Source organism: Lysobacter sp. Hz25 (assembly GCF_046097045.1).
In the GTDB taxonomy this organism is placed as follows: domain Bacteria; phylum Pseudomonadota; class Gammaproteobacteria; order Xanthomonadales; family Xanthomonadaceae; genus Lysobacter; species Lysobacter antibioticus_B.
This window is the reverse complement of the sequence record NZ_CP175666.1, coordinates 754,013-774,598: the sequence shown is the minus strand read 5'-3', so window position 1 is coordinate 774,598 and position 20,586 is coordinate 754,013. Positions and strand designations below refer to the sequence as shown.

Sequence of the window (20,586 nt, the reverse complement as noted above, 5' to 3'; positions counted from 1 at the left end):
AAGCTATCGAATCGATCGAGGACGCAAGATGAAAAAGCTGATGGCCATCCTGGCCCTGACCGCCGCAGGCCTGAGCGGTTGCGGCGGCGGCAACGACCCGGCGTCGCAGAAGCTCACCGTCGCCGCCACCGCGGTGCCGCACGCGGAAATCCTCGAAGTGGTGAAGCCCCTGCTGGCCAAGCAGGGCGTCGAACTCGAGGTGCGCGTGTTCAACGACTACGTGCAGCCCAACGACCAGGTGGCGCAGAAACTGCTCGACGTCAGCTATTTCGAGACCGAGCCTTATCTGAATTCCTACAACCGCAGCCGCGGCACGAAGCTCACCACCATCGTCGGCGTGCACATCGAGCCCTTCGGCGCCTACTCGCGCAAGTTCAAGTCGCTCGACGCGCTGCCGCAGGGCGCCGACGTGGTCATCCCCAACGACCCGAGCAACAACAGCCGCGCCCTGATCCTGCTGCACAAGTCCGGGGTGATCCAACTGCGCGACCCGAACGATGCGCTGGCGACCCTGCGCGACATCACCGCCAACCCCAAGCAGCTCAAGTTCCGCGAACTCGATGCGGCGATGCTGCCGCGCATCCTCGACCAGGTCGACCTGGCCTTGATCAACACCAACTACGCGCTCGACGCCGGCCTCGACCCGACCAAGGACGCGCTGGCCATCGAAGGCCGCGACTCGCCCTACGTCAACTTCCTGGTCGGCCGACCGGACAATCGCGACGACCCGCGGGTCAAGAAGCTCGCGGCGGCGTTGACCGGCCCCGAGGTCAAGAGCTTCATCGAGAAGAAGTACCGCGGCGCGGTGTTGCCGGCGTTCTGAGTACGCCCGACTCGCCTCGCGTGTCGCAGGCACGCGAGGCGACTCCAACCCACTCAGAACCGCGAACGAGCTGCGCAATGCAGCCGGACCGACAGCGCCACGCATCCATCCGCGAACCGATGGCATCGGACCTGCGGTGCGCGCGGATCGAAGGCGAATCGACGCCCCCAAGATGCGCGGCGTATTCGCGCCTGATCGCGACCCGGCAAACAATGTCGGGCAAGCAATGCCCGGAGTCGCCGATGCCGGCCGGCCGCCTTCGTCTCCGGCCCGCCCATTCAGCCATCCCGATATCCGACCCTCGGCCAGCGTAACGCCGGCCTTGGCCCGGGCGTTTCCGAAACTGGGTCCGAAGTTTCACAACCGATGAGATCGGCGCCCGAACCGAGATTGACCGTGCTCCCAGCCGCCCCGTATAGCTGGCGCGCGGGCCGCCGGGCTCGGTCGCTAACGTCGAGCGCCCCGGCTTGCTGCATGGAACTTCCGCAAGTCACATCACAACGAGGGATTGTTATGAAGAAGACGATCGAGATATTCATCATCAAGTCGCGTCCGGTCTTGATCGATGCCACCAAGGCGATCACGGCCCAGGGCATCACGCCGGTGCTGACGCCGCAGGAGCAAGAACTCCTGGAGAAGCTGGCGAAGTAACCGGGCCGCATCGCGCGACCGACTCCGGCGCGCCGTCTGCCTGCCGCGAGCTGCGGCGAGGCATCGACCGCAGTAAGCGATTCGGCGCCGACCTGGACCTTGCGTATCGCCGGCCCGCTAGCGGGCGGATTCGCGGGGATCGCCCTCGTCAAACGCCTCGGCGCGTCGCACTAACCTGCAACGACACCACCTCAAGGGATCGTATGAAGAAGCTCATCGGAACGACCATCGTCAAGTCCGTCCCGCACCTGCTCCTCGCCAACAAGATCGAGCAGGACAAGGACGTCAAGCCGGCACCGACGCCGGAAGAGAAAGCCATCCTGGACAAGCTGGCTAAGTAAGCAAGGCTTCCATCCCGATCGAACGGGCGGCACGAACCCAGGTTCGTGCCGCTTCGTTCCGGCACACCCGCAAGGAGCGACTGCATGATTCCGCTGGAGCGAGAGCGATCGTTGGCCGACGCCGAACGCGTCATCCGCAGATTCGTAAGCGAGCAGGGCTGGCGCATACAGACCCAGGCCCACGGCGAGCGCCTGCAGTCCACCGTCTGCACCCTGCACGACGGCGACGACGAGGTCATCGCCAGCGGCTTCGGCAAGGGCGACGGCGAAGCTGCCCGGGTCGGCGCCATCTACGAAGCGGTCGAGCATCTGTACACCAACGCACCGCCTGCCGGCGAACGCATCGATTTCGTACGCTCGATCGATCTGTTCCGCGACCCTCGCTATGCCGGGCTGCCGTTTCTGTCGGCGTTCGGGCAGAACCCGCAGCAGCGCCTGGCGTGCCGGAGCTATCGCCCCTTCTTCGGCGACGCCGCCGACGTGCCGGTGCCCTTGTTCCTGACGTTTCCGAACTACCTGGACAAACTTCCGGCCGAGGACGACTTCGACTACTCCAGCGTCATCCGCTATGGCTCCAACAGCGGCATCGCGATCGGCGCCAGCGTCGAAGAAGCCGCGGTGCACGCGATCGGAGAATTGGTCGAGCGCGATTCCTGGTCCTTGTTCCTGGTCGCGCACTATCTCGGCGAACCGGCCAGCCTCGGCAGCGTGATCGATCCGCGGTCGCTGCCGCCGCAGGTCGCCGCAATCCACGAGGCCGCCAGCGCTCAGCTCGGGCGCGGCATCGTCCTGATCGAGGTGACCAGCGACCTGGGCTTTCCCGCCTTCATCGCCACCACCGACCGGATTCTCGACGACGAAGTGGTGTACCCGAGCGGCTTCGGTGCGTCCTTGTACGCGGCCCATGCCGCCATCCGCGCATTGACCGAACTCGTGCAATGCGTCGGCATCCGCGAGCAGTTGCCGAGCATGCACGAGTACAGCCGCCTCGCCCTGGAGGCCCTGGCCGAATACCGCAAACTCAGGGACTGCGCGTATTTTCAGGTATCGGCCGAGCGGCTCGAGACGGTCGAATGGTCGCATCCGACGCGCGATGTCCAGGCGCCCAAGGCCCTGCTGCGCGATATGGTGACCCTGCTGCAGCACAAGGGCATTCACCTCTACCACGCGATCAACCATCGGCAAGGCGATGACTTCTGCGTGGTCAGTTGCGTGTCCTTCGAGCTCGAACGCTTCCTGCTGGTCGCCTCGGGCATCGCCATGGCCCCCGGCAAACGCGGCATGGATCTGCTGGCCGGCAAGCTGCAAGTGCCGGCGCTGGAGCGCACCGACTAGTCAACGCTGGAGCAGGAAGCCGAGCACAGCGCTCATGAACTCGGCCGGGAATTCGACATTCGACAAATGCACCGCCGGCAGCACCAGCAGGCTCGCGCCGGGCACGCTCGCGGCGATGGCCTCGCCGTGGCTGGCCAGGGTCACCGTGTCGTAGCGGCCGGCGATCACCAGGGTCGGGCGCGCCACCCGCGCGAGCGCTTGGCGCATATCCAGATCGCGCACCGCCGCGTAGTTGCCGGCCAGGCCGCGCGGATCGGTGGCCAGCAACATGCCGCGGAAGGCCTGGATCGCCGGCCCGTTCGCCTCGCGCATCGCCGCCGGGAACCAGTTGCCGAGGAACATCTCGGCGGTGTCGGTCATGTCCTCGACGCCCAGCACCGAGGCGATCCGCTCGGCCCATTGCCCGGCCGGCCCCAGATAGGCCGAGGTATTGCTCAGGATCAAGCGGTCGATGCGCTCGCCGGCATGCACGCCTAGCCACTGCCCGATCATGCCGCCGAGCGACAGGCCGAGAAAATGCGCGCGCTCGATGCGCAGAGCGTCGAGCAGGTCGATCACGTCGCGGCCCAGGCGTTCGAGCGAGTACTCGCCCGCGGGCACCTCGGAGGCGCCGTGACCGCGCGTGTCGTAACGCAGCACGCGGAAATGCCGCGCGAGTTCCGCCGCTTGCGCATCCCACATATGCAGATCGGTGCCGATCGAGTTGGACAGCACGAGTACCGGCAGATCGGCGGCGCCGTCGAGACGGTAGGCGATGCGCACGCCGTCGCTGGCGCTCAGGTAAGACAACTTGTTCATGGCGATGCTCCGTTCGGATGGACCGCTTGTGAGCTTCGCGGGCAGTCGTTCAGCCCGGTGCGCTCCTGCAACGGCAGACGCCGTGGAGCGAATCCTAGTTGCGGCCGATCCCGGCGGATATTACAAAGCTCGTACATTCTTTGTAGTCATATCCGACATGAGCGCCTTCACCCTGCACGACCTGCAATGCTTCGACGCCGTAGTCCGCGCCGGCGGCTTCCAGGCCGCGGCCGCGACCTTGCATCGCTCGCATCCGGCGGTGTTCGCCGCGGTCGCCAAGCTGGAGCGCCAGCTCGGTTTCGACCTGCTCGACCGCAGCGGCTACCGGGTGCGCCCGACCGACGCCGGCCAGTCCTTCCATCGCCGCGCCCAGGCCTTGCTGCGCGAGATGGAGGAATTGCGCACTCATGCCGCGCAACTGGCCATGGGCGAGGAAAGCGAACTGCGCGTGGTGATCGGCGACCTCTGCCCGCGGCCGCAGATGCTGGCCCTGTTGAGCCGCTTCTTCGCCGCCTGCCCGGGCACCCGCCTGCATCTGCATTTCGAGGCGGTCAGCGGGCCCACCGAGCGTTTGTTCGACGGCGACGCCGACTTGATCCTGCATCGCGTCGACAAGCGCGATCCGCGCATCGAGTGGATGGACCTGTGCCAGGTGCCGTTCGTGCCGGTGGTCGCCGCCGATTTCCTGCCGTTCCCGATCTCGCGTGCGATCAAGCCCGAGCGGATGCGCGACTTCACCCAATGCGTCATGCGCGACAGCGCGCGCCACTCGCCGCCACGCGACTACTTCATGATCGAAGGCGCGCATCAATGCACCGTCGCCGACCAGCTCATGAAGAAGGACATCATCCTGCAGGGCATGGGTTGGGGCCACGTGCCGCGGTTCCTGATCGAACAGGAATTGCGCGAGGGGCGCCTGCATTCGATCGCCGGCCGCTACCTGCCCGGCAGTGTCGAAGAACTGGTGGCGGCGCGGCGCGGCGACCGGCCCCATGGCCCGGTCGCCAGCCGGCTGTGGGCTTATCTCGGCGAGCAGGCACCCCGCTTCCGCGATTCGGTCGAGGCAATGGCCGCGCCGACGCGTAGGAAGCCGGCGAGCAGCGCGCGCGTCGCGGCGAAGCGCTGATGCTGCGATCCGGCAGTTCGGCGATCGTCGCGCGCGTATAACGCAAGCCAGCCCGGCATCCGTCCAGGACCTGCCGCGCACCAGGTTCACTGACTCGCAACCGTGCCCAGTCAGCTTGCAGCCACCGGTTCATCTTTATTTGTTGCGTTTTTGGCGGCGCCTGCCCTGGCCTCTTCTCTCGGCGACTGTCGTTGGCTTGGTCGTAACTCGACTCACCCAGGCCACAGGAGTAGCCGATCATGAACACCGCGTTGCATGCCGTACTTTGGACCACCCTCGCCATAGCCGCAGCCGCCGCTGGCTGCAGCCCGGTCGCCGCCAGCCAAGTCTCGGGCTGGTGGGGCGGCAACTGGAACTGCACCATCGACGGCCGCCCGGCCAAGATGAAATGGAGCGCCGTCGACGACAGTCAAACCACCTGCGAAGACGACGGCGAGACCTGCACTCACACCTCCGGCGCCCGCTGGAAGGGTCGGTTCTCCGACAACGGTTCGCGCTGGGTCTCGTTGAACAATCCGCGCCGCGGCAACAACGGCGGCTTGTATTTCAACCATGCCGACGGCAATCGCTGGTATCTGCCCACACCGACCGGCAACCGCACCAAGGGATGGACGACCTGGAACGGTCAGCGCTATCCGCTGGTGTGTTGGCGCTGAGCCGAGGCCACTGGTCCGCCGCGCCGCCCCGCACGCCGAAGATTCGACGGCCGCCTGCATCGAGATTCACGCAGGCGGCCGTCGCTGCTATCGAATTCGCTGTTGTCGATTCGCTCGCCTCATTCGGTCTCCTCATTCCGTCGCCGCCAGACGGCGCTGAAAGAACGCCAGAATCTCGTCGCGCGCGGCGATCGTCGGCTGGCCGGCTTCGTCGATCAGATGCGCCGTCACCACGCTGTGCGGGCTGGCGACCACGTGCTCGAAGAACGGTGCCAGGCCGTCGCGATTGGCCGCACTGTCGGGCAGCACCCGCGCGACGAAGCGCTCGCCGAGCGCTTCGGTGTAAGCAGCGAAGCGCTGCGCCTTACAGAAACGGTCGCCGTCGAAGCGATACGCCATGACCGTCAGGTTCTCGCGTTCCAGGCGTTGCCGCACCACGGCGAGTTGCTCCGGCGCGATCTCCAGCCCGGCCGGTTCGTCCAGCGGCAGCGAAGGCTGGGCCAACACCGGCGCCAACATCGAAGGTTCGAGCATCATGGTCAGGGCGAAGTTGCCGGTGAAGCACATGCCGATCGCCCCGACGCCGGGGCCGCCGCATTCGCCGTGCGCGAAGCGCGCCAGCGCGCGCAGCCATTGCGTGACCGGGCTGGCCCCCTGCCCTGCGAAGGCGCGAAACTCGGCGCTGACGCAAGCGCGCTGGAAGATCGCCTTGCTCTCCTCGACAGCGGGCACGGCGCCATCGCGGCCGAACAGCGAGGGCATGTAGACGGTGAACCCCGCGTCCCGGACCCAGCGAGCGAAGCGCGCCACCTGCGGGCTGATGCCCGGCATCTCGGTCATGACGATGACTGCCGGCCCGATGCCGGCGACGTGCACGCGTTTGCCGACGCCGTCGAGGGTAATCGTGCGCGGCTCGAAGTCGTCGAGCGGATCGGACTGGCCGAGATCGGTGCGGTTGATCGGGGCAGACGGCATTCGTGGGTGTCCTCTGGTCGGGCGCTGCCGACGCGGCGCGGCATCGGCTCAGCCGCATTGCAACCCGCCACGCGCTAGACTTCGAGTGTCCGCTTGGACATGTTTCGGGCGTTTCCGGCCATGCACGATTTCAGCGTCCTGATCCTGCCCGGCGCCTATGCCAGCAGCGTCGCCGTCACCCTAGACCTGCTCAGCGCCGCGGCCGCGCTCGCGCCGCGACTGCAAACGCCGCGACCGAATTGGCGGGTGCTGTCGCCCGACGGCGGCAGCGTCACGCTCGGCAACGGCCTGCGCATCGACACTCATGCCCTACCCAAGCGCGCGCGCAACGACGCCTCGACCTGGGTGGTGCCGGGCCTGGGCGTGGACCAGCCTGCGCAACTCTTCGCTCGCCTGACCCAGGCCGATGCGCAGCATGCGATCGCAAGGCTGCGCCGCCATGCCGCGCGCGGCGGCAATGTCGCCGCCTCGTGCTCGGCGGTGTTCTTGCTGCAGGCGGCCGGCCTGCTGCAGGGGCGCCGGGCCACCACCTCGTGGTGGTTGGCCGCGGAGCTGCAACGCATCGCCCCCGACTGCAAGGTCGACGCCGACCGCATGGTCTGCTGCGACGGCCCGGTCAGCACCGCCGGCGCGGCGTTCGCCCAATCGGACCTGATGCTGCAGTTGCTGCGCCTGCGTTTCGGCGGCGCGCTGGCCGACGTCGTCGCCAAGATGCTGCTGCTCGACGGCCGCCAGGCGCAGGCGCCGTTCGTGATCCCGTCGATGCTCGCCGGCGGCAACGAACTGGTGGCGCGGCTGACCCGGCGCATCGAGTCCTCGCTGCCGCGTCCGCCGAGCCTGAGCGAACTCGCCTCGGAGTTCGCGATGTCGCCGAGAACCCTGGCCCGGCACGTGCGCGCCGCCACCGGCCGGACCGCGCTGGCCTTGATTCAAAGCGTGCGCTTGAACCGCGCGCGGCGCTTGATCGAGAGCAGCCGCATGAGCATCGAGCAGGTCGCGGCGCAGGTCGGCTACGAAGATGCGACGGCGCTGCGGCGGCTGATGCGCAAGGCCACCGGCGCCGCGCCGAGCGGGTTTCGCAGGAACCAACACCCCGCTCCTACCCGTTAAAGCGCTGCGCCCTCAACGCCCCTCGATCAAGCGTATCGCGAGGTCGGGCGAGAACTGCCCGGCCGGGATCCCAGGCCCGATGCCGCAGTTGCCGTCGGAATCGCCCGGCACCTTGATCCACAACAGCATTTCCGCGCCGCTGCCGCTGTTCTGCGAGACCGTGCCGAGCTTGCGGCCGGGCGGATTGCACCACTCGCCGTTGGAGCCGTTGCCGTTGCGGCTGGTGTCGACCACGAACGGCTTGGGGTAGCCGAACTGCCGCTGCAAGGCGCCGGCGACGGCGGCGCCGTAAGCATTGGAATCGGCAGTGGTGTAGTAGTTCGACACGTTCAGGGCGAAACCGCGAATGCCTTTGACGCCGGCCGAGTTCAGGCGCCGCGCCATTTCGTCGGCGCCGATCCAGCGGGCGTTGCCGCCGTCGTGATAGACCAGCGCATTCGGCGCGCGCAGCTTGAATTCGTTCGCGGCGTACTGCAGCAAACCGGTGCGGATGGTGCGCTGATCGGCGGGCAGGCAATCCAGTTGGGCCAGTGCGTCGGGCTCGATCACCACCACCGCGCGGCGGCTGCCGATGCCCGCGGCGAAGCCGGAGATCCAGGCGCGATAAGCCTCGGGACTGCCGGCGCCGCCGCCGGAGTGACTGCCGCAATCGCGGCCGGGGATGTTGTAGGCGACCAGGATCGGCAACTTGTCGGCGGTCTGCGCCGCACCGACGAAGCTCGCCACCGCGGTATTGATGTTGCCGCTCCAGTTGCCGAACCAGCGCGCCATCGGCCGCGTCGCGATCGCGCTGCCGATCCGCGTCGCGCGCGCATCGCCGGCATGGTCGCGCACCCAGATCGCCGGATTCGAGTACGGGTCGACATAGAAGCCGCTGCTCTGGTTGGCCGCCGTCGCCGCGGTCGGCGCCGATGCGGCGAAACACAGGGCGATGACGCCCGCGACGAAACGGCGCTGCCGCTGCGTACGGACCGCCGCCGCGCCGGCCATGGAATATCGATGCATGGAGCCTCCTGCGTGCTGACTGGAACTGCACAGAAGGTGACTTCGAAGCCCGCCGCGCGCTCCGAAGCGCCTCACACTTTCGTGCATCCGTCCTGGCAGAACCGCCGCCTCGCGTTCGTTCCGCCACTCAGCGCACGCTTGCCGCGTTGCGGCTATTGCGGACCGCGCGCCGCTACAGCGTTTCGACGGCGGCGGCGCGCGCGCAGCGGCCGAGCTCGCGGCCGAGGCCGGAGTTCGTGCCCGCCGCTCCGGCGAGCCCGCGCAGGCTGCAGGTGTCGGCGACCACCGGCGCCAGACACACGTCCCAGTCCATGCTCAGCGCATGCTCGGCGCTCGACCAGGTGCAACCGAGCGTCGCGCTGCCCGGCACCAGGGTCCAGCCGCGCCGGTTCGCATGGCCCAGGTGTTGGCTGAGCGCGGTGTCGATGCAGGCCGCCAACGCGATGTCCTGCACCAACAGCCAGCGCGTCTGCGGCGACTGCCGCTGCCACTCCAGCGCGCGCCGCATCTGCACCGGGAAGATCGCCTTGAAGCCGAATTCGGCGACCGGCCGGTCGGCCATCAACAGGTTCTGCTCGCGCCAGGCCACCAGGCCCAGTTCGGCCGTCGGGCCGATGCGCTTGCCGACTTCGGCCATCAGGCCGCGCGCCGACGACGAGTCGTTCAGCAACGGCGCCATGACCAGGCCGAACGCGACCCACAAGCCGGTCAGCATCGCCACCATGCCGGCGAAGGCGCGTCGGCGCCCGGCCCACAGCAGGCAGGCCAGGCCCCAACCGCCGACCGCGGCGACGCTGGCGGCCAGCGCCGAGGACACGTCCTCGAGCGAGCGCTCGGCGACGAAGCGCCGTTCGAACCCGGGATCGCCGAACCACATCGCCAGGCCGCCGAGCAGCAGTGCGATGGACAACACCGCGGTGAAACCTAACGCGACGCGCTGCGCCGATGGTTTGCGCAGCAAGCCCGGCAGCAACGGCGCCAGCGCCAACGCGACCATCGGCAGCGCCGGCAAGATGTACATATCGCGCTTACCGCCGGGAATGCTGAAGAACAGCAGGACCAGCAACCACCACGCCAGCGGCAACAGATAGCGCGCATCGCGACGGCGCAGACGCCGGCGCCAGGCCGGCAGCGCCCACGGCAAGGCGAGCATGGTCGGCAACCACATGGTCGCCATCACTTCCAGGAAGTACCAGGTCGGCTGGCCGTGATCCCAGGACGCGCCGTAGCGCTTGGCGGTCTGGCGCACCAGGATGTCGTTGAGATAGGCCGTGTACTGCCCGCCGTCCGGCCCGAGCGCGGCGATCGCCAGCGGCACCAGCCAGATGCCGGTGGCGGCGACGAAGGCGAGCGGCCCGAGCCAGAACTTCGCGCTGTTGGCATGCAGCTTCGCGTTCCAGCCGCGCAGCGAGGCGATGCCGGCCGGGATCAGCATCAACAGGGCGATCGCGCCGACGCCCTTGCTGATCGTGCCCAGCCCCGCCGCCGCCCAGCCCAGCATCCACATCGGCCAGTCCGGGCCGCGCTTGCGCGCGCTCAGCAAGGCGTGGCGCAGCAGACCGTAGTTGGCCAGGGTGATCCAGAACACCACCAGCGGGTCGATCTGGGCCTTCTTCGCCTGCCAGGTGAACTGCAGGGCGAACAACAGCGCATAGCCGGCGTACAGGCCGACACGACGCGTCCACAGGCGGCGGCCGAGATCGACCACGCACCACAGCGTGCCCAGCGAGGCCAGCAGCGACGGCAGCAGGAAGGCGATGCGCCACTCGCCGAACACCCGATAGGCGGCGGCCTGCAGCCACATGAACAACGGCGGCTTGTCCGAATACAACTCGTGGCCGCGATGCGGGAACAGCCAATCGCCGCTCTCGATCATCTGCTTGGCGACGAGGGCGAAACGCGGCTCGTCGGCCGGCCAGGGATCGCGCAGGCCCAGTCCGACGCCGAGCACCAGCACCGCCAGCACCCAGAACAGGACGGTCTGGTTGCGTCTGGCGACTCGATGTAGCGCGGCGCTGTGCAGGGTCGTGGTCATCGCGTGATCGGTGAGGGTGGCGTGGTCTCGAAGCGTGGTCTCGAAGCAGGGTCGCGCAGCGACGTCGTGCCGCCGCGAACGCCCGCAACGCGAAGCGCCGGCATTGTACCGAGGCCGATCGCGCCTTCCCTGCGCCCGCGTGCGCCGGCCCGGGTGCGCCGGCAAGTGACGCAGTCGACGGATGCTGGCATTCCCGATGTCCGATGAATGTCGGAGGCGGGTGGATGCCGGAGCCCGGGCCGCCGCAGGCACGTCGTGCGCAGCGGCGCCCATGATGCGCAATACGCCACCGTTCGGAAACAGCGGCCACGCGCCCGGCCGGCCTCGGCTGGGCGAGCGCACCCGTTCGAGGCATACTTTTCGCCATGGCCGGTCGACGGCATCGCGCCATCCCGGTACCCGTCCGTGCCCCGCTGCAAGGCCCGGCCGCGGCCGGACGGCCGCTCGCGACGGACGCGCCACGGCTCGCCTTCGACCGCGACAGCAGGACTCTCAAGCCCGCGGCGCGCATCGCGCTGCCGCGGACGCCCCATCGATGACGAGGTAGACCAGTTGATCATCCACCCCAAGGTTCGCGGTTTCATCTGCACCACCACGCACCCGCTCGGCTGCGAGCTCAACGTACGCGAGCAGATCGAAGCCACGCGCGCGCGCGGCGTACGCAAGGACGGACCGAAGAAGGTGCTGGTGATCGGCGCGTCCAGCGGCTACGGCCTGGCCGCGCGCATCACCGCCGCGTTCGGCTTCGGCGCCGACACTCTCGGCGTGTTCTTCGAGAAGCCCGGCAGCGACAAGAAGGCCGGCACCGCCGGCTGGTACAACTCGGCCGCGTTCGACAAGTTCGCCAAGGCCGAGGGCCTGTACAGCAAGTCGATCAACGGCGACGCCTTCTCCAATGAAGCGCGCGACACCGCCATCGAGCTGATCAAGAACGAGATGGGCGGGCAGATCGACCTGATCGTGTATTCGCTGGCCTCGCCGGTGCGCAAGCTGCCCGATACCGGCGAGCTCAAGCGCTCGGCGCTGAAGACCATCGGCGAGCCCTACGTCTCCACCGCGATCGACACCAACAAGGACACCATCATCCAGGCCACGGTCGAGCCCGCCACCGAGCAGGAGATCGAAGACACCGTCACGGTGATGGGCGGGCAGGACTGGGAACTGTGGATCGACGCGCTCGAACGCGCCGGCGTGCTGGCGCCGGGCGCGCGCACCGTCGCCTTCAGCTACATCGGCACCGAGATCACCTGGCCGATCTACTGGCACGGCGCGCTCGGCAAGGCCAAGGTCGACCTGGACCTGACCGCGCAGCGCCTGGATGCGCGCCTGCGCAAGATCGGCGGCGGCGCCAACGTGGCGGTGCTGAAGTCGGTGGTGACCCAGGCCAGCGCGGCGATCCCGGTGATGCCGCTGTACATCTCGCTGGTGTTCAAGGTGATGAAGGAAAAGGGGCTGCACGAAGGCACCGTCGACCAGCTCAGCCGTTTGTTCCGCGAGCGCCTCTACCGCGAGGACGGCCAGGCGCCGGAAACCGACGCGGAGCATCGCCTGCGCCTGGACGACTGGGAACTGCGCGACGACGTCCAGGACACCTGCAAGGCGCTGTGGCCGCAGGTGACCACCGAGAACCTGTTCGAGCTCACCGACTACGCCGCCTACAAGCACGAGTTCCTCAAGCTGTTCGGCTTCGAGCGCAGCGACGTCGACTACGACGCCGAGGTCGACCCCGACGTGAAGTTCGACTGCATCGAGCTCTGAGTCTCGGCGGGTTGCATCACGCTGCACCGGCGTCGCTCCCGGCGCCGCTCCGCTCCCGCCGGGAGCGGAGCCTGAACCGGCCCGCAGGCCGCGTCACTTATAACGGCGGCGCTCGGCCTTGAGCGCCTGCTCGGATACGAAGCCCGTGCCGCAGCTCCGGCAGTAGTACCCCTCTACGAACTGTTGCAACGGCGCCTCTCGCACCTGCGAGGGCAGGACGTCGTCGACGCGAAGATCGGCCGCATACGCCATCCGCGGGTCCTTGCCCGGCGCGGCCACCCAGGCCTCGTCGATCAACAGCAGCTTAGGCGCCAGCGCGTCGGCCAGACCACACCGCGGGCAACGCTCATCGGATGGATACGGGCTCATTGCGCCTCCTGCACCGGGCCGGGTCGAACGATCAGGGCCTGCCGGCATCGAGTTTCGCCTGACGCTGGTAGAGAAACAACGGCAGCCCCAGCGACACGCCGACGAGCAGGGTCGCGACGACCGCCACCCATGGACGGCGCATCGCCAAGCGACGCCCTTCGCTTGCGATAAACACCAACAGCACCAGCGCCGACACCAGCACGTCCATGCCGAAGAAAGCGCCGATGCGCGTGGAAAACAGTTCGGCAACCAAGCGCGGCAGGTCCGGGCCGTGCTCGTTCAACCACGGCAGCAATTGCGCATACGGCAGCAACAGACCGGGCACGCACAGCAACAGATACAGATGTCTGAGTTTCATGGATGGTCTGACCCCATCGGTAGAACCGGCTTTCCACAGTACCCCGCACGGACTTTCACCGCGTTCGGTACGACATTCACGAAGGTTCACCGCGTATCATCCGCGCCCCCTGACGACACAAAGCACATTGAAAAGTGACGGGCGTTTGCAGTCCTTTGCTTCAGTGCCGACGATATCCATAAACGCGACCGAGGTAACGTCGTCGAGCGCCGATCGGCGTAGAGTGCCGGCCGAGCTTCCGGGTTGGCCTGCATTGCCGCAGCGCCGCTCGCCACCGTAGACGCGCAGAGTACCGGAGGCAAGCCGGCTCGGCGGTGTGTCGACAAGCTTCGCAGCCGGTATCGCGAATGGGTCGCGGCGTTCGATGCACCGCCTTCGCCGGCCGCGGCTTCGATGGCATCGTCCTGATCGGCTCAAGGAGGAGTGGAGATCATGTCGCTATCGATCGTTACCGAAACGCCGGATCGCCAACGCGCGCCCATCGTGGACGACGTCTGCGGCCGCTTGCGCGCGCGGCCGTATACGGACGCCTGCGCCGATATTCTCGAACGCGCCGAACATGTCGTGATCGGACTGAGCCCGTTCAACGGCTATTTCAGCGCCACCGCGATCCAGCGCATGATCGCCTGGGGTTGCCGGCACTTCCGCAAGGTCGACGTGCTGCTGCCGGGCTATGAGGCGATCTATACGCTCACCGCCGCGGGCCTCGCTCCGATCGAGGCGACGCGCAAGCTCAGGCGCGAATTGCTGCGGCTGCGCAACACCAGCCTGCGCAGCCTGCAGGACCACGACGTCGAGCATCCGCAGCAACGCATCCACAGTTGGACGCGACTGCTCGAAAACCGCTCCTACCTGGCCTTGCGGCAGCAGGTACGGCGTACCTACGGCGACGATTTCTCGGTGCGCCAGGCCTGCCGCAACGCCGCAATCACAGCGGTCGAAGGCGCCATGGGCCAGCGGCCAGACGAGAGGCGCCTCGCACAGGCCGTGCATTACCCGCTCGCCGAGCTGCCCTTCTTCGTCGACAGCCCGGCGATCTACGGCGTATGCAGCTCGGTCTTCGCCTACCCGCGGCCGATCTCTCTGGTCCACTCGCTGTCCATCGGGAGCGACGCTGCGCTAGCGCGGACCGATGGCCAAGGATTCGTCTCGTTCGAATAGCGACAGGAGAGTCGTCATGCCCAGCCCGCTCGATCAAGCCCAGGACGTTCTCAGCTATCCGTTCGCTATCGGCCCGCTCGGCACGCCGCCCGAGACCATCGCCTGGGCGCGCAAACACCGGCCGGTGTGCCCGATCAGCCTGCCCAGCGGCACCCGCGCCTGGATGGTGACGAACAAGGACGACATCGGCCTGGTCCTCACCGACAAACGTTTCTCGCGCGACCTGACCTACTCCGGCGCGCCGCGTTTCGTCGGCGAGGATTTCACCGCGGTGCCCGGCGGCCTGTTCAACCTCGACCCGCCCGATCACACCCGGGTGCGCCGAGTCATCGGGCATTTCTACACTCGCACCGGCGTCGAGCGGTTCCGTCCGCTGGTCGAACGGCATGCCACGCAGTTGCTCGACGCCATGGCCGACGGCGACAACCCGGCCGATCTGATGCAGGCCTATTCCACCCAACTGCCGCTGCACAGCAGTTGCGACATGCTGCAGGTGCCGGTGGATTTTCGCGAGCAGTACCTGGCGTACTTCCACACCCAGACCAATTATCAGGCGACGGCGGAGGAAGTCGCGCAGGCCACGGCCAAGATCCTGGATTTCTCGCGCGACATCATCGCCCTCAAGCGCAAGCACCCGGGCCACGCCGGTCCCATCGGCGCCTTGATCGAAGCCCGCACGCAAGGCTTGATCGACGAAGACGAACTCGTCGGCACGGTCTGCTATCTGTTCGTCACCGGCTCGGAGCCGCTGATCCCGCCGCTGTCGACCGGCGTGCTGACCTTGCTGGAGCATCGCCCCCAGCTGCAGCAGTGCATCGACGATCCCACTCTGTGGCCCAAGGCGATCGAAGAAGTGTTGCGCTATCACCACAACGGCGTGCTGGGCCTGCCGCGCGTGGCCACCGAGGACGTGGCGCTCAAGGACACCCTGATCCGCCGCGGCGAAGCGGTATGCGCCACCATGCTCGGCGTGACCTGGGACCCGAAGTACTACAAGCACCCGGCCAAATTCGACATCCACCGCTCGACCGACGGCACCGCGACCTTCGGCGCCGGCCCGCACTTTTGCCTCGGCTCGGCGCTGGTGCGGATGTTCCTGGAAGTCGCTTATCGCCTGCTGTTCGCCCGGTTCCCGAGCCTCACCCTGGCCGTTCCCGCCAGCGAGATTCCCTGGGAGAAAAACATTCTCTTCATTCGGCCGGTCAGCCTGCCGGTCGCCTGGTGACCCGCCCACCGACCTTATCGAGGTTCCCATGCAAACGATGGACAGCCAGTTCGATGCGCTCGCCGATGCCTACGAGAGCAGCATCGACGAGATGCCGTTTCGCCGCCACATCGAAATGCACAGCGTGTTGCGCGTGGTCGGCGACACCCGCGACCTGCGCGTGCTCGACCTGGGCTGCGGCAGCGGGCTCTACACCCGCGCCATCGCCGAGCGCGGCGCACGCCGCGTGGTCGGCATGGACGTGTCGGCCGGGATGATCAGTCACGCCCGTGCCCACGAGCGCCTGGCCCCGCTCGGCATCCACTACCACCGGCGCGATGCCGCGCGCGATCCGGGCACCGTCGCCGACGACCTGGGCGAACGTTTCGACCTGGTCACGGCGGTGTACGTGTTGCCGTACGCCGAATCCCGCGAAGGCCTCACCGCGATCTGCCGCACCGCCTTCGAAGCCTTGTCCGGCCCGGGCGATCGTTTCGTCGCGGCGGTGCTGAACCCCGAGTTCTCCACCGACGAGCAGTGGTACCGGCATTACGGCATGACCTTGACCGCCGCACAGGGCCGCAAGGAAGGCGCACCGGTGCACCTGCATGCCTGGTTCGGCGAGCATACGCTCGACCTGGATGCGTTTTATTGGTCGCGCGACGCCCACGACCGCGCCTTCCGCGAGGCCGGCTTCGACCACGTGCAATGGCACCTGCCGACCCTGTCGGAAAACGGCCGCAGCGTCAGGGACGACGAGTTCTGGCACAACTATCTCGAGCAGCCTCATGCCCTGATCGTCGAGGCCTTTCGGTGAGCGCCTGATTGCGGACATTCCGTAATCCCTGCGCGTCCCCTCTTCGACGCGGCCGCGTGCCCGCAAACCGCGACCAGAACAGAGGCGTCACCCTCATGCCAAGGCATCGAGTCGTCGCAGACCGATACCAGGCTGGTGCGTAAACCCGCACTGAACCCGCTCGACAAGAAATGTTTCAAAGTTCTCAACCGTTTCAAGCGGCGGAGAAATCTTCGACGGCTCCCTCTCTACTGCCCACTCGCGCGTGACGCGAAAGCTCTTGCGTCTCCTGAGGCCCGGCGCGTTGCGCGACCGGCCTGTCGGAACGCAAGCGAATCGGCAGCTCAGAGAAGGCGCAGTGACAGAACCCAGCACTACGGTACGGCCGCGGGCCGCATTCTTTTCTTCGATCCAGGCTTTGCGCGGCATCGCCGCGGTGTTGGTCGTCCTGTTCCATCTGCGCTCGATGGAAGACCTGCACGGGCAAGGCCGGCAGATCTTGCCGAGTCTGCTCGAATTCGCCTACGGCGGCGTCGACCTGTTCTTCGTGATTTCGGGCTTCGTCATGGTCTCGGTGGCCGCGGGCAGCTACCGCTCGCCGGCAGGCGCCGGGCGCTTCCTGTTGCGCCGGGCCTGGCGCATCGTACCGCCCTATTGGTTCTACACCAGCCTGTTGGTCGCGCCGATGCTGCTGATGCCCGGCGTCCTCGACGCCTCGCACGGCTACGGCAAAATCGCGACCTCGTACCTGTTGTGGCCGCAGGCCTCGCTCCCGATCCTGATGGTCGGTTGGACCCTGATCTTCGAAGCGTATTTCTATCTGGCCATGGCGGTCGCCATCGCACTGCTGCCGGAGCGTTACGCCGGGACCTTTCTGGCCGGTTGGGGCGTCGCGGCAATGGCGGTCCACGCCACGGCCGGCGCCGATGCGCCGCCGTGGCTGACGGTCGCGTCCAGCCCGATGGTGCTGGAATTCATCGCCGGCGCCCTGGTCGGGCTGCACTGGCGGCGGCTGCCGGCGCGCTACGGCCTGCCCTGTCTGTCGCTAGGTGCGTTCGCTTTCGTAGCGAGCATGTTCGTCCTGGCCCAGGCCGGTGCCCACGAGCCTTCGCCGATGCTGCGGACTGTGGTGTTCGGCTCGGCCAGCACCGTCATCGTCCTCGGCGCGGTGGCGTGGGAGAGCGCCGGCCCGGTACGCATTCCGCGCTGGCTGCTGATCCTCGGCAACGCCTCGTACTCGATCTACCTGGCGCACCCGTTCGTAATCTCGTTGACGGGCCGGCTGTGGCGCAACACCGCCATCGGCCAGGTGCAGGGCCTGCACGCAGCCTCGGTGGTCGTGGCGATCCTGCTATGCCTGGCGGTCGGCATCGCTTCGTATCGCTGGCTCGAACGTCCCGTGCAGTCGATCGGCGGGTTTCTGTTCAAGCCTCGGCCGACGCCGGTCGCGCAACCGGCGTGAGCCGGCGGGTCGGACGCCGCGTCTCAGGCACCCGGCCAATACGGCGCGCGCAGCTCGCGCTTGAGCAGCTTGCCGGTCGGGTTGCGCGGCAGGTGGTCGCGAATCTCGACCGCGGCGACCCGCTGCTGTTTGCCGACCCGCTCGTTGAGCCAGTGCTTGATCGCTTCGCCGTCGCCGGCCTGGGCCTCCTTGACGATCACCAGGGCCAGCGGCGATTCGCCCCAGACCGGGCTCGGCACGCCGATCACCGCGCATTCGGCGATCGCGGCGTGCTGCATCAGAACGGCTTCTATATCGGCCGGATAGATGTTCTGACCGCCGGAGATGATCAGGTCCTTCTTGCGGTCGAGGATGTAGAGATAACCCTCCTCGTCGAGGCGGCCGATGTCGCCGGTGCGCAGCCAGGCGCGTCCGGCCTCGTCGATCCAGGTGGCCTGCGCGGTGGCCTCGGGCCGTCGCCAATATCCCGCCATGGCGAAACGGCTGCGGCCGACGATTTCGCCGGCCTCGCCGGCCTCGAGTGGGCGGTCGTGCTCGTCGAGGATCAGCAGGTCGACGCCCGGCAAGGGCTTGCCGACCGAGGAGAGATGGCTCTCGGCGTCCTCCGGATCGAGCGCGGTGATGATGCCTTCGGTGGTGCCGTAGACCTCGATCACGTCGCAACGGCAGGTCTCGATCAGGCCGGCCTTGGTCGCCAGCGGCAAAGACGAACCCACGCTCATGATCGCCTGCAGCGAAGAACGGTCGGTCGTGTGGAACTGCGGATGATCGAGCAGGCGCTGGTACTGCACCGGCACCATCGCGGTGTGGGTGATGCGCTCGCGGGCGATGGTCGCCAGGGTGTCGGCGACGTCGAAGACATGCCGCAGCACCACGGTGCCGCCGCTGAGCCAAGTGCCGAGCAAGGCCGCCCAGGTGATGTTCGAGTACAACCCGGTGACCAGTAGAGTGCGGGCACCGGAGTGATAACGCAGCGCCAGGGCCGCGTCGTAGGCCCAGGCCACGCGCGTGCCGTGACTGTGGACGATGCCTTTCGGCTCGCCGGTGGTGCCCGAGGAGTAGATGATGTTGCACAGGTCGGTCGCGGACACCGGCACCGTCGGCGGATGCGCGTCGGCGCCGCCGAGCCAGTCGGCATACGCACGCCAACCGGCCGTAGCCGAGGCGCCCTCGCCGACGACCTCGATGCGGGCGATGCCGGCGACCGCACCGACGCGAGCGGCGTGATCGGCCGTCGCGAATACGAACACGGCTCCCGAATCGGCCAACATGCTCGCCGCGCTGTCGGCGCTGATCGCGGTGTTGAGCGGCACGGCGACGCAACCGGCCCTCATGATGCCGACGATCAATTCGGCCATCTCGATGCAGTTGGACATCAGCAGCGCGACGCGGTCGCCGTGGCGCGCACCGGCGCCGATCAGGGCATTGGCGATGCGGTTGGTGCTGCGGTCCAGGCTTTGCCAGTCCAGGGTCCGCTGCGGCGCGACCAGCGCGGGCGAGCGCGCGCGCCAGCGGCCGTGCAGGGCGAAGATTTCGGGCAGCAACGGTTGCGGTGCATCCAACATGGAAGGGTCTCCGTGTCGCGGGAAGGCTCGGTCAGGGCAGAGGGATCGGTACGCGCCGCCGCCCGCCCAGATTGAGGGCATCGACGTGCGCAAACTGGGCCGCGATCTCAATCCGCAACGTCGAGCAGGGTTTCTATGCCGATTCGGGCATCCAGTTCCGACAAGGACGGCGCATGGCCGACATCGGGCACCTCGACCAGGCGCACCAGCGGCGACACCGCGGCCATGCGCCGGGCGGTCTTGGCCTCGAGGATGTCGGACAAGGCGCCGCGCAGCAGCAGGATCGGCCGGCCGGCGGCGAGCTTGCGATAGAGGTGCCACATCAACGGGCGCAGCAGCCACAGCTTGGTAGGGCTGACCGTGCGGATGATCTTCGGGTCGTAGTCGAGCACCAGCAGGCCGTCGTCGCGAACCCGGAACATGCGCTCGATCATCCGCGCCCAGTCGGCGCGCGTGTACTTCGGATAGGCGGCGCTGCCGATGCGTTCGATATAGGCCGCCGCGTCCTCGCGCGTCATCGGCGGCACCGGCACGCCGGCGTAGCGCGCGATCCGCTTCAGCGCCGACTTCGGCGCCTGCGGGCCGGCGTCGTTGAGCACCGCCGCCGCCACCGCCGACGGCTGCTTCACCGCCACGGTCATGGTCACCCACACGCCGAGCGAGGTGCCGATGAAGACCGCGCGCGGGATCGATTGCGCGGCCATCAAATCGAGAATATCCAATGCATAGCGGTCGGCGCTGTAGCTGGACGGGTCGTCGGCGTACTGCGAGCGGCCGCGGCCGCGCAGATCCACCGCCAGCACGCGCCGCCCGGCCGCGGCGAGCACCGTGGCGATCTCGTCGAAATCGGCCGAGTTGCGGGTCAATCCCGGAATGCAGATCACCGGGCAGCGCGGCCTCGCGTCGGCGTAGACCGCCCCCGGATAATCGCGGGCGTACAGCCGCAGTCCGTCGCGGCTATGCCAATGCAGTGCGTCGTAAGGTTCGGCCGACATGGTGGGTGGGGATTCCTGTGCCAACGAAAGTGTGGTCGGCCCCCGAGCATGTGCCGATCGAGG

Annotated in this window: 19 protein-coding genes and 1 pseudogene; 12 read left to right on the top strand and 8 right to left on the bottom strand. The window is 67.7% G+C overall.

Going from position 1 to position 20,586, the window contains the following annotated elements; translation table 11 throughout:
• Positions 1-28: 28 nt before the first annotated feature.
• The 4 genes from ACKN61_RS03205 to ACKN61_RS03190 all read left to right on the top strand — a co-directional run bounded on the left by ACKN61_RS03205 (position 29) and on the right by ACKN61_RS03190 (position 3,150).
• Complete coding sequence (locus ACKN61_RS03205; protein ID WP_408952285.1) at positions 29-823, top strand: MetQ/NlpA family ABC transporter substrate-binding protein; 795 nt, start codon at positions 29-31, stop codon at positions 821-823.
• A gap of 513 nt (positions 824-1,336) precedes the next feature.
• Positions 1,337-1,474, top strand: coding sequence for a hypothetical protein (locus ACKN61_RS03200; protein ID WP_408952284.1), 138 nt, complete (start codon positions 1,337-1,339; stop codon positions 1,472-1,474).
• A 203-nt stretch (positions 1,475-1,677) separates the two neighbouring features.
• Complete coding sequence (locus ACKN61_RS03195; protein ID WP_408952283.1) at positions 1,678-1,815, top strand: hypothetical protein; 138 nt, start codon at positions 1,678-1,680, stop codon at positions 1,813-1,815.
• An 84-nt stretch (positions 1,816-1,899) separates the two neighbouring features.
• A complete protein-coding gene (locus ACKN61_RS03190; protein ID WP_408952282.1) occupies positions 1,900-3,150 on the top strand; it encodes a YcaO-like family protein in 1,251 nt (416 codons plus the stop codon).
• Here the strand turns inward: ACKN61_RS03190 and pcaD are convergent, their stop codons facing one another.
• On the bottom strand, positions 3,151-3,948 hold the full coding sequence (gene pcaD / locus ACKN61_RS03185) for a 3-oxoadipate enol-lactonase (protein WP_408952281.1): 798 nt from the start codon (positions 3,946-3,948) through the stop codon (positions 3,151-3,153).
• A 157-nt stretch (positions 3,949-4,105) separates the two neighbouring features.
• On the opposite strand from pcaD, the gene ACKN61_RS03180 reads away from it, so the two are divergent.
• Entirely contained in the window at positions 4,106-5,074 is a 969-nt protein-coding gene (locus tag ACKN61_RS03180) for a LysR family transcriptional regulator (RefSeq protein WP_408952280.1), read from the top strand.
• A 239-nt stretch (positions 5,075-5,313) separates the two neighbouring features.
• Entirely contained in the window at positions 5,314-5,730 is a 417-nt protein-coding gene (locus tag ACKN61_RS03175; protein WP_408952279.1) for a DUF6006 family protein, read from the top strand.
• 132 nt (positions 5,731-5,862) lie between these two features.
• Here the strand turns inward: ACKN61_RS03175 and ACKN61_RS03170 are convergent, their stop codons facing one another.
• Entirely contained in the window at positions 5,863-6,705 is an 843-nt protein-coding gene (locus ACKN61_RS03170) for a dienelactone hydrolase family protein (RefSeq protein WP_408952278.1), read from the bottom strand.
• A 120-nt stretch (positions 6,706-6,825) separates the two neighbouring features.
• On the opposite strand from ACKN61_RS03170, the gene ACKN61_RS03165 reads away from it, so the two are divergent.
• Positions 6,826-7,815 carry a GlxA family transcriptional regulator gene (locus ACKN61_RS03165; RefSeq protein ID WP_408952277.1) on the top strand — a complete coding sequence of 330 codons (990 nt, stop codon included), beginning with the start codon at positions 6,826-6,828 and terminating at the stop codon, positions 7,813-7,815.
• A gap of 12 nt (positions 7,816-7,827) precedes the next feature.
• On the opposite strand, the gene ACKN61_RS03160 is transcribed toward ACKN61_RS03165, so the two are convergent.
• A complete protein-coding gene (locus ACKN61_RS03160; protein ID WP_408952276.1) occupies positions 7,828-8,820 on the bottom strand; it encodes a glycoside hydrolase family 6 protein in 993 nt (330 codons plus the stop codon).
• A gap of 316 nt (positions 8,821-9,136) precedes the next feature.
• Positions 9,137-10,855 (bottom strand): annotated as a pseudogene (locus tag ACKN61_RS03155) (ArnT family glycosyltransferase); the annotation flags it as partial.
• A 552-nt stretch (positions 10,856-11,407) separates the two neighbouring features.
• Here ACKN61_RS03155 and fabV point away from each other — a divergent pair.
• Positions 11,408-12,613 (top strand): enoyl-ACP reductase FabV, encoded by a 1,206-nt coding sequence (gene fabV, locus ACKN61_RS03150; RefSeq protein ID WP_408952275.1) that lies wholly within the window; start codon positions 11,408-11,410, stop codon positions 12,611-12,613.
• A 93-nt stretch (positions 12,614-12,706) separates the two neighbouring features.
• On the opposite strand, the gene ACKN61_RS03145 is transcribed toward fabV, so the two are convergent.
• Both ACKN61_RS03145 and ACKN61_RS03140 read right to left on the bottom strand, forming a co-directional pair.
• Positions 12,707-12,982: a hypothetical protein gene (locus ACKN61_RS03145; protein WP_408952274.1), complete on the bottom strand. Its 276-nt coding sequence runs from the start codon at positions 12,980-12,982 to the stop codon at positions 12,707-12,709.
• 31 nt (positions 12,983-13,013) lie between these two features.
• Positions 13,014-13,340, bottom strand: a complete 327-nt coding sequence (locus ACKN61_RS03140) for a DUF2834 domain-containing protein (RefSeq protein ID WP_408952273.1) — start codon at positions 13,338-13,340, stop codon at positions 13,014-13,016.
• 432 nt (positions 13,341-13,772) lie between these two features.
• Between ACKN61_RS03140 and ACKN61_RS03135 the strand changes: the two genes are divergently transcribed.
• The 4 genes from ACKN61_RS03135 to ACKN61_RS03120 all read left to right on the top strand — a co-directional run bounded on the left by ACKN61_RS03135 (position 13,773) and on the right by ACKN61_RS03120 (position 17,963).
• The gene (locus ACKN61_RS03135) at positions 13,773-14,501 is read left to right on the top strand and encodes a tRNA-dependent cyclodipeptide synthase (RefSeq protein WP_408952272.1); all 729 of its coding nucleotides are present in this window, start codon (positions 13,773-13,775) and stop codon (positions 14,499-14,501) included.
• Between the two features lie 16 nt (positions 14,502-14,517).
• Complete coding sequence (locus tag ACKN61_RS03130; protein WP_408952271.1) at positions 14,518-15,726, top strand: cytochrome P450; 1,209 nt, start codon at positions 14,518-14,520, stop codon at positions 15,724-15,726.
• Positions 15,727-15,754: 28 nt separating this feature from the next.
• Positions 15,755-16,522: a class I SAM-dependent DNA methyltransferase gene (locus tag ACKN61_RS03125; RefSeq protein WP_408952270.1), complete on the top strand. Its 768-nt coding sequence runs from the start codon at positions 15,755-15,757 to the stop codon at positions 16,520-16,522.
• 337 nt (positions 16,523-16,859) lie between these two features.
• Complete coding sequence (locus ACKN61_RS03120) at positions 16,860-17,963, top strand: acyltransferase family protein (protein WP_408952269.1); 1,104 nt, start codon at positions 16,860-16,862, stop codon at positions 17,961-17,963.
• 23 nt (positions 17,964-17,986) lie between these two features.
• On the opposite strand, the gene ACKN61_RS03115 is transcribed toward ACKN61_RS03120, so the two are convergent.
• Positions 17,987-19,528, bottom strand: coding sequence for a class I adenylate-forming enzyme family protein (locus ACKN61_RS03115; protein WP_408952268.1), 1,542 nt, complete (start codon positions 19,526-19,528; stop codon positions 17,987-17,989).
• 107 nt (positions 19,529-19,635) lie between these two features.
• Complete coding sequence (locus ACKN61_RS03110) at positions 19,636-20,523, bottom strand: alpha/beta fold hydrolase (protein WP_408952267.1); 888 nt, start codon at positions 20,521-20,523, stop codon at positions 19,636-19,638.
• Positions 20,524-20,586 lie beyond the last annotated feature (63 nt).

Bases quoted from the DNA above. Each gene is read 5' to 3' on its own strand.
- ACKN61_RS03205 (WP_408952285.1), top strand. From the start codon at position 29: ATGAAAAAGCTGATGGCCATCCTGGCCCTGACCGCCGCAGGCCTGAGC.
- ACKN61_RS03200 (WP_408952284.1), top strand. From the start codon at position 1,337: ATGAAGAAGACGATCGAGATATTCATCATCAAGTCGCGTCCGGTCTTG.
- ACKN61_RS03195 (WP_408952283.1), top strand. From the start codon at position 1,678: ATGAAGAAGCTCATCGGAACGACCATCGTCAAGTCCGTCCCGCACCTG.
- ACKN61_RS03190 (WP_408952282.1), top strand. From the start codon at position 1,900: ATGATTCCGCTGGAGCGAGAGCGATCGTTGGCCGACGCCGAACGCGTC.
- pcaD (WP_408952281.1), bottom strand. From the start codon at position 3,948: ATGAACAAGTTGTCTTACCTGAGCGCCAGCGACGGCGTGCGCATCGCC.
- ACKN61_RS03180 (WP_408952280.1), top strand. From the start codon at position 4,106: ATGAGCGCCTTCACCCTGCACGACCTGCAATGCTTCGACGCCGTAGTC.
- ACKN61_RS03175 (WP_408952279.1), top strand. From the start codon at position 5,314: ATGAACACCGCGTTGCATGCCGTACTTTGGACCACCCTCGCCATAGCC.
- ACKN61_RS03170 (WP_408952278.1), bottom strand. From the start codon at position 6,705: ATGCCGTCTGCCCCGATCAACCGCACCGATCTCGGCCAGTCCGATCCG.
- ACKN61_RS03165 (WP_408952277.1), top strand. From the start codon at position 6,826: ATGCACGATTTCAGCGTCCTGATCCTGCCCGGCGCCTATGCCAGCAGC.
- ACKN61_RS03160 (WP_408952276.1), bottom strand. From the start codon at position 8,820: ATGCATCGATATTCCATGGCCGGCGCGGCGGCGGTCCGTACGCAGCGG.
- ACKN61_RS03145 (WP_408952274.1), bottom strand. From the start codon at position 12,982: ATGAGCCCGTATCCATCCGATGAGCGTTGCCCGCGGTGTGGTCTGGCC.
- ACKN61_RS03140 (WP_408952273.1), bottom strand. From the start codon at position 13,340: ATGAAACTCAGACATCTGTATCTGTTGCTGTGCGTGCCCGGTCTGTTG.
- ACKN61_RS03135 (WP_408952272.1), top strand. From the start codon at position 13,773: ATGTCGCTATCGATCGTTACCGAAACGCCGGATCGCCAACGCGCGCCC.
- ACKN61_RS03130 (WP_408952271.1), top strand. From the start codon at position 14,518: ATGCCCAGCCCGCTCGATCAAGCCCAGGACGTTCTCAGCTATCCGTTC.
- ACKN61_RS03125 (WP_408952270.1), top strand. From the start codon at position 15,755: ATGCAAACGATGGACAGCCAGTTCGATGCGCTCGCCGATGCCTACGAG.
- ACKN61_RS03115 (WP_408952268.1), bottom strand. From the start codon at position 19,528: ATGTTGGATGCACCGCAACCGTTGCTGCCCGAAATCTTCGCCCTGCAC.
- ACKN61_RS03110 (WP_408952267.1), bottom strand. From the start codon at position 20,523: ATGTCGGCCGAACCTTACGACGCACTGCATTGGCATAGCCGCGACGGA.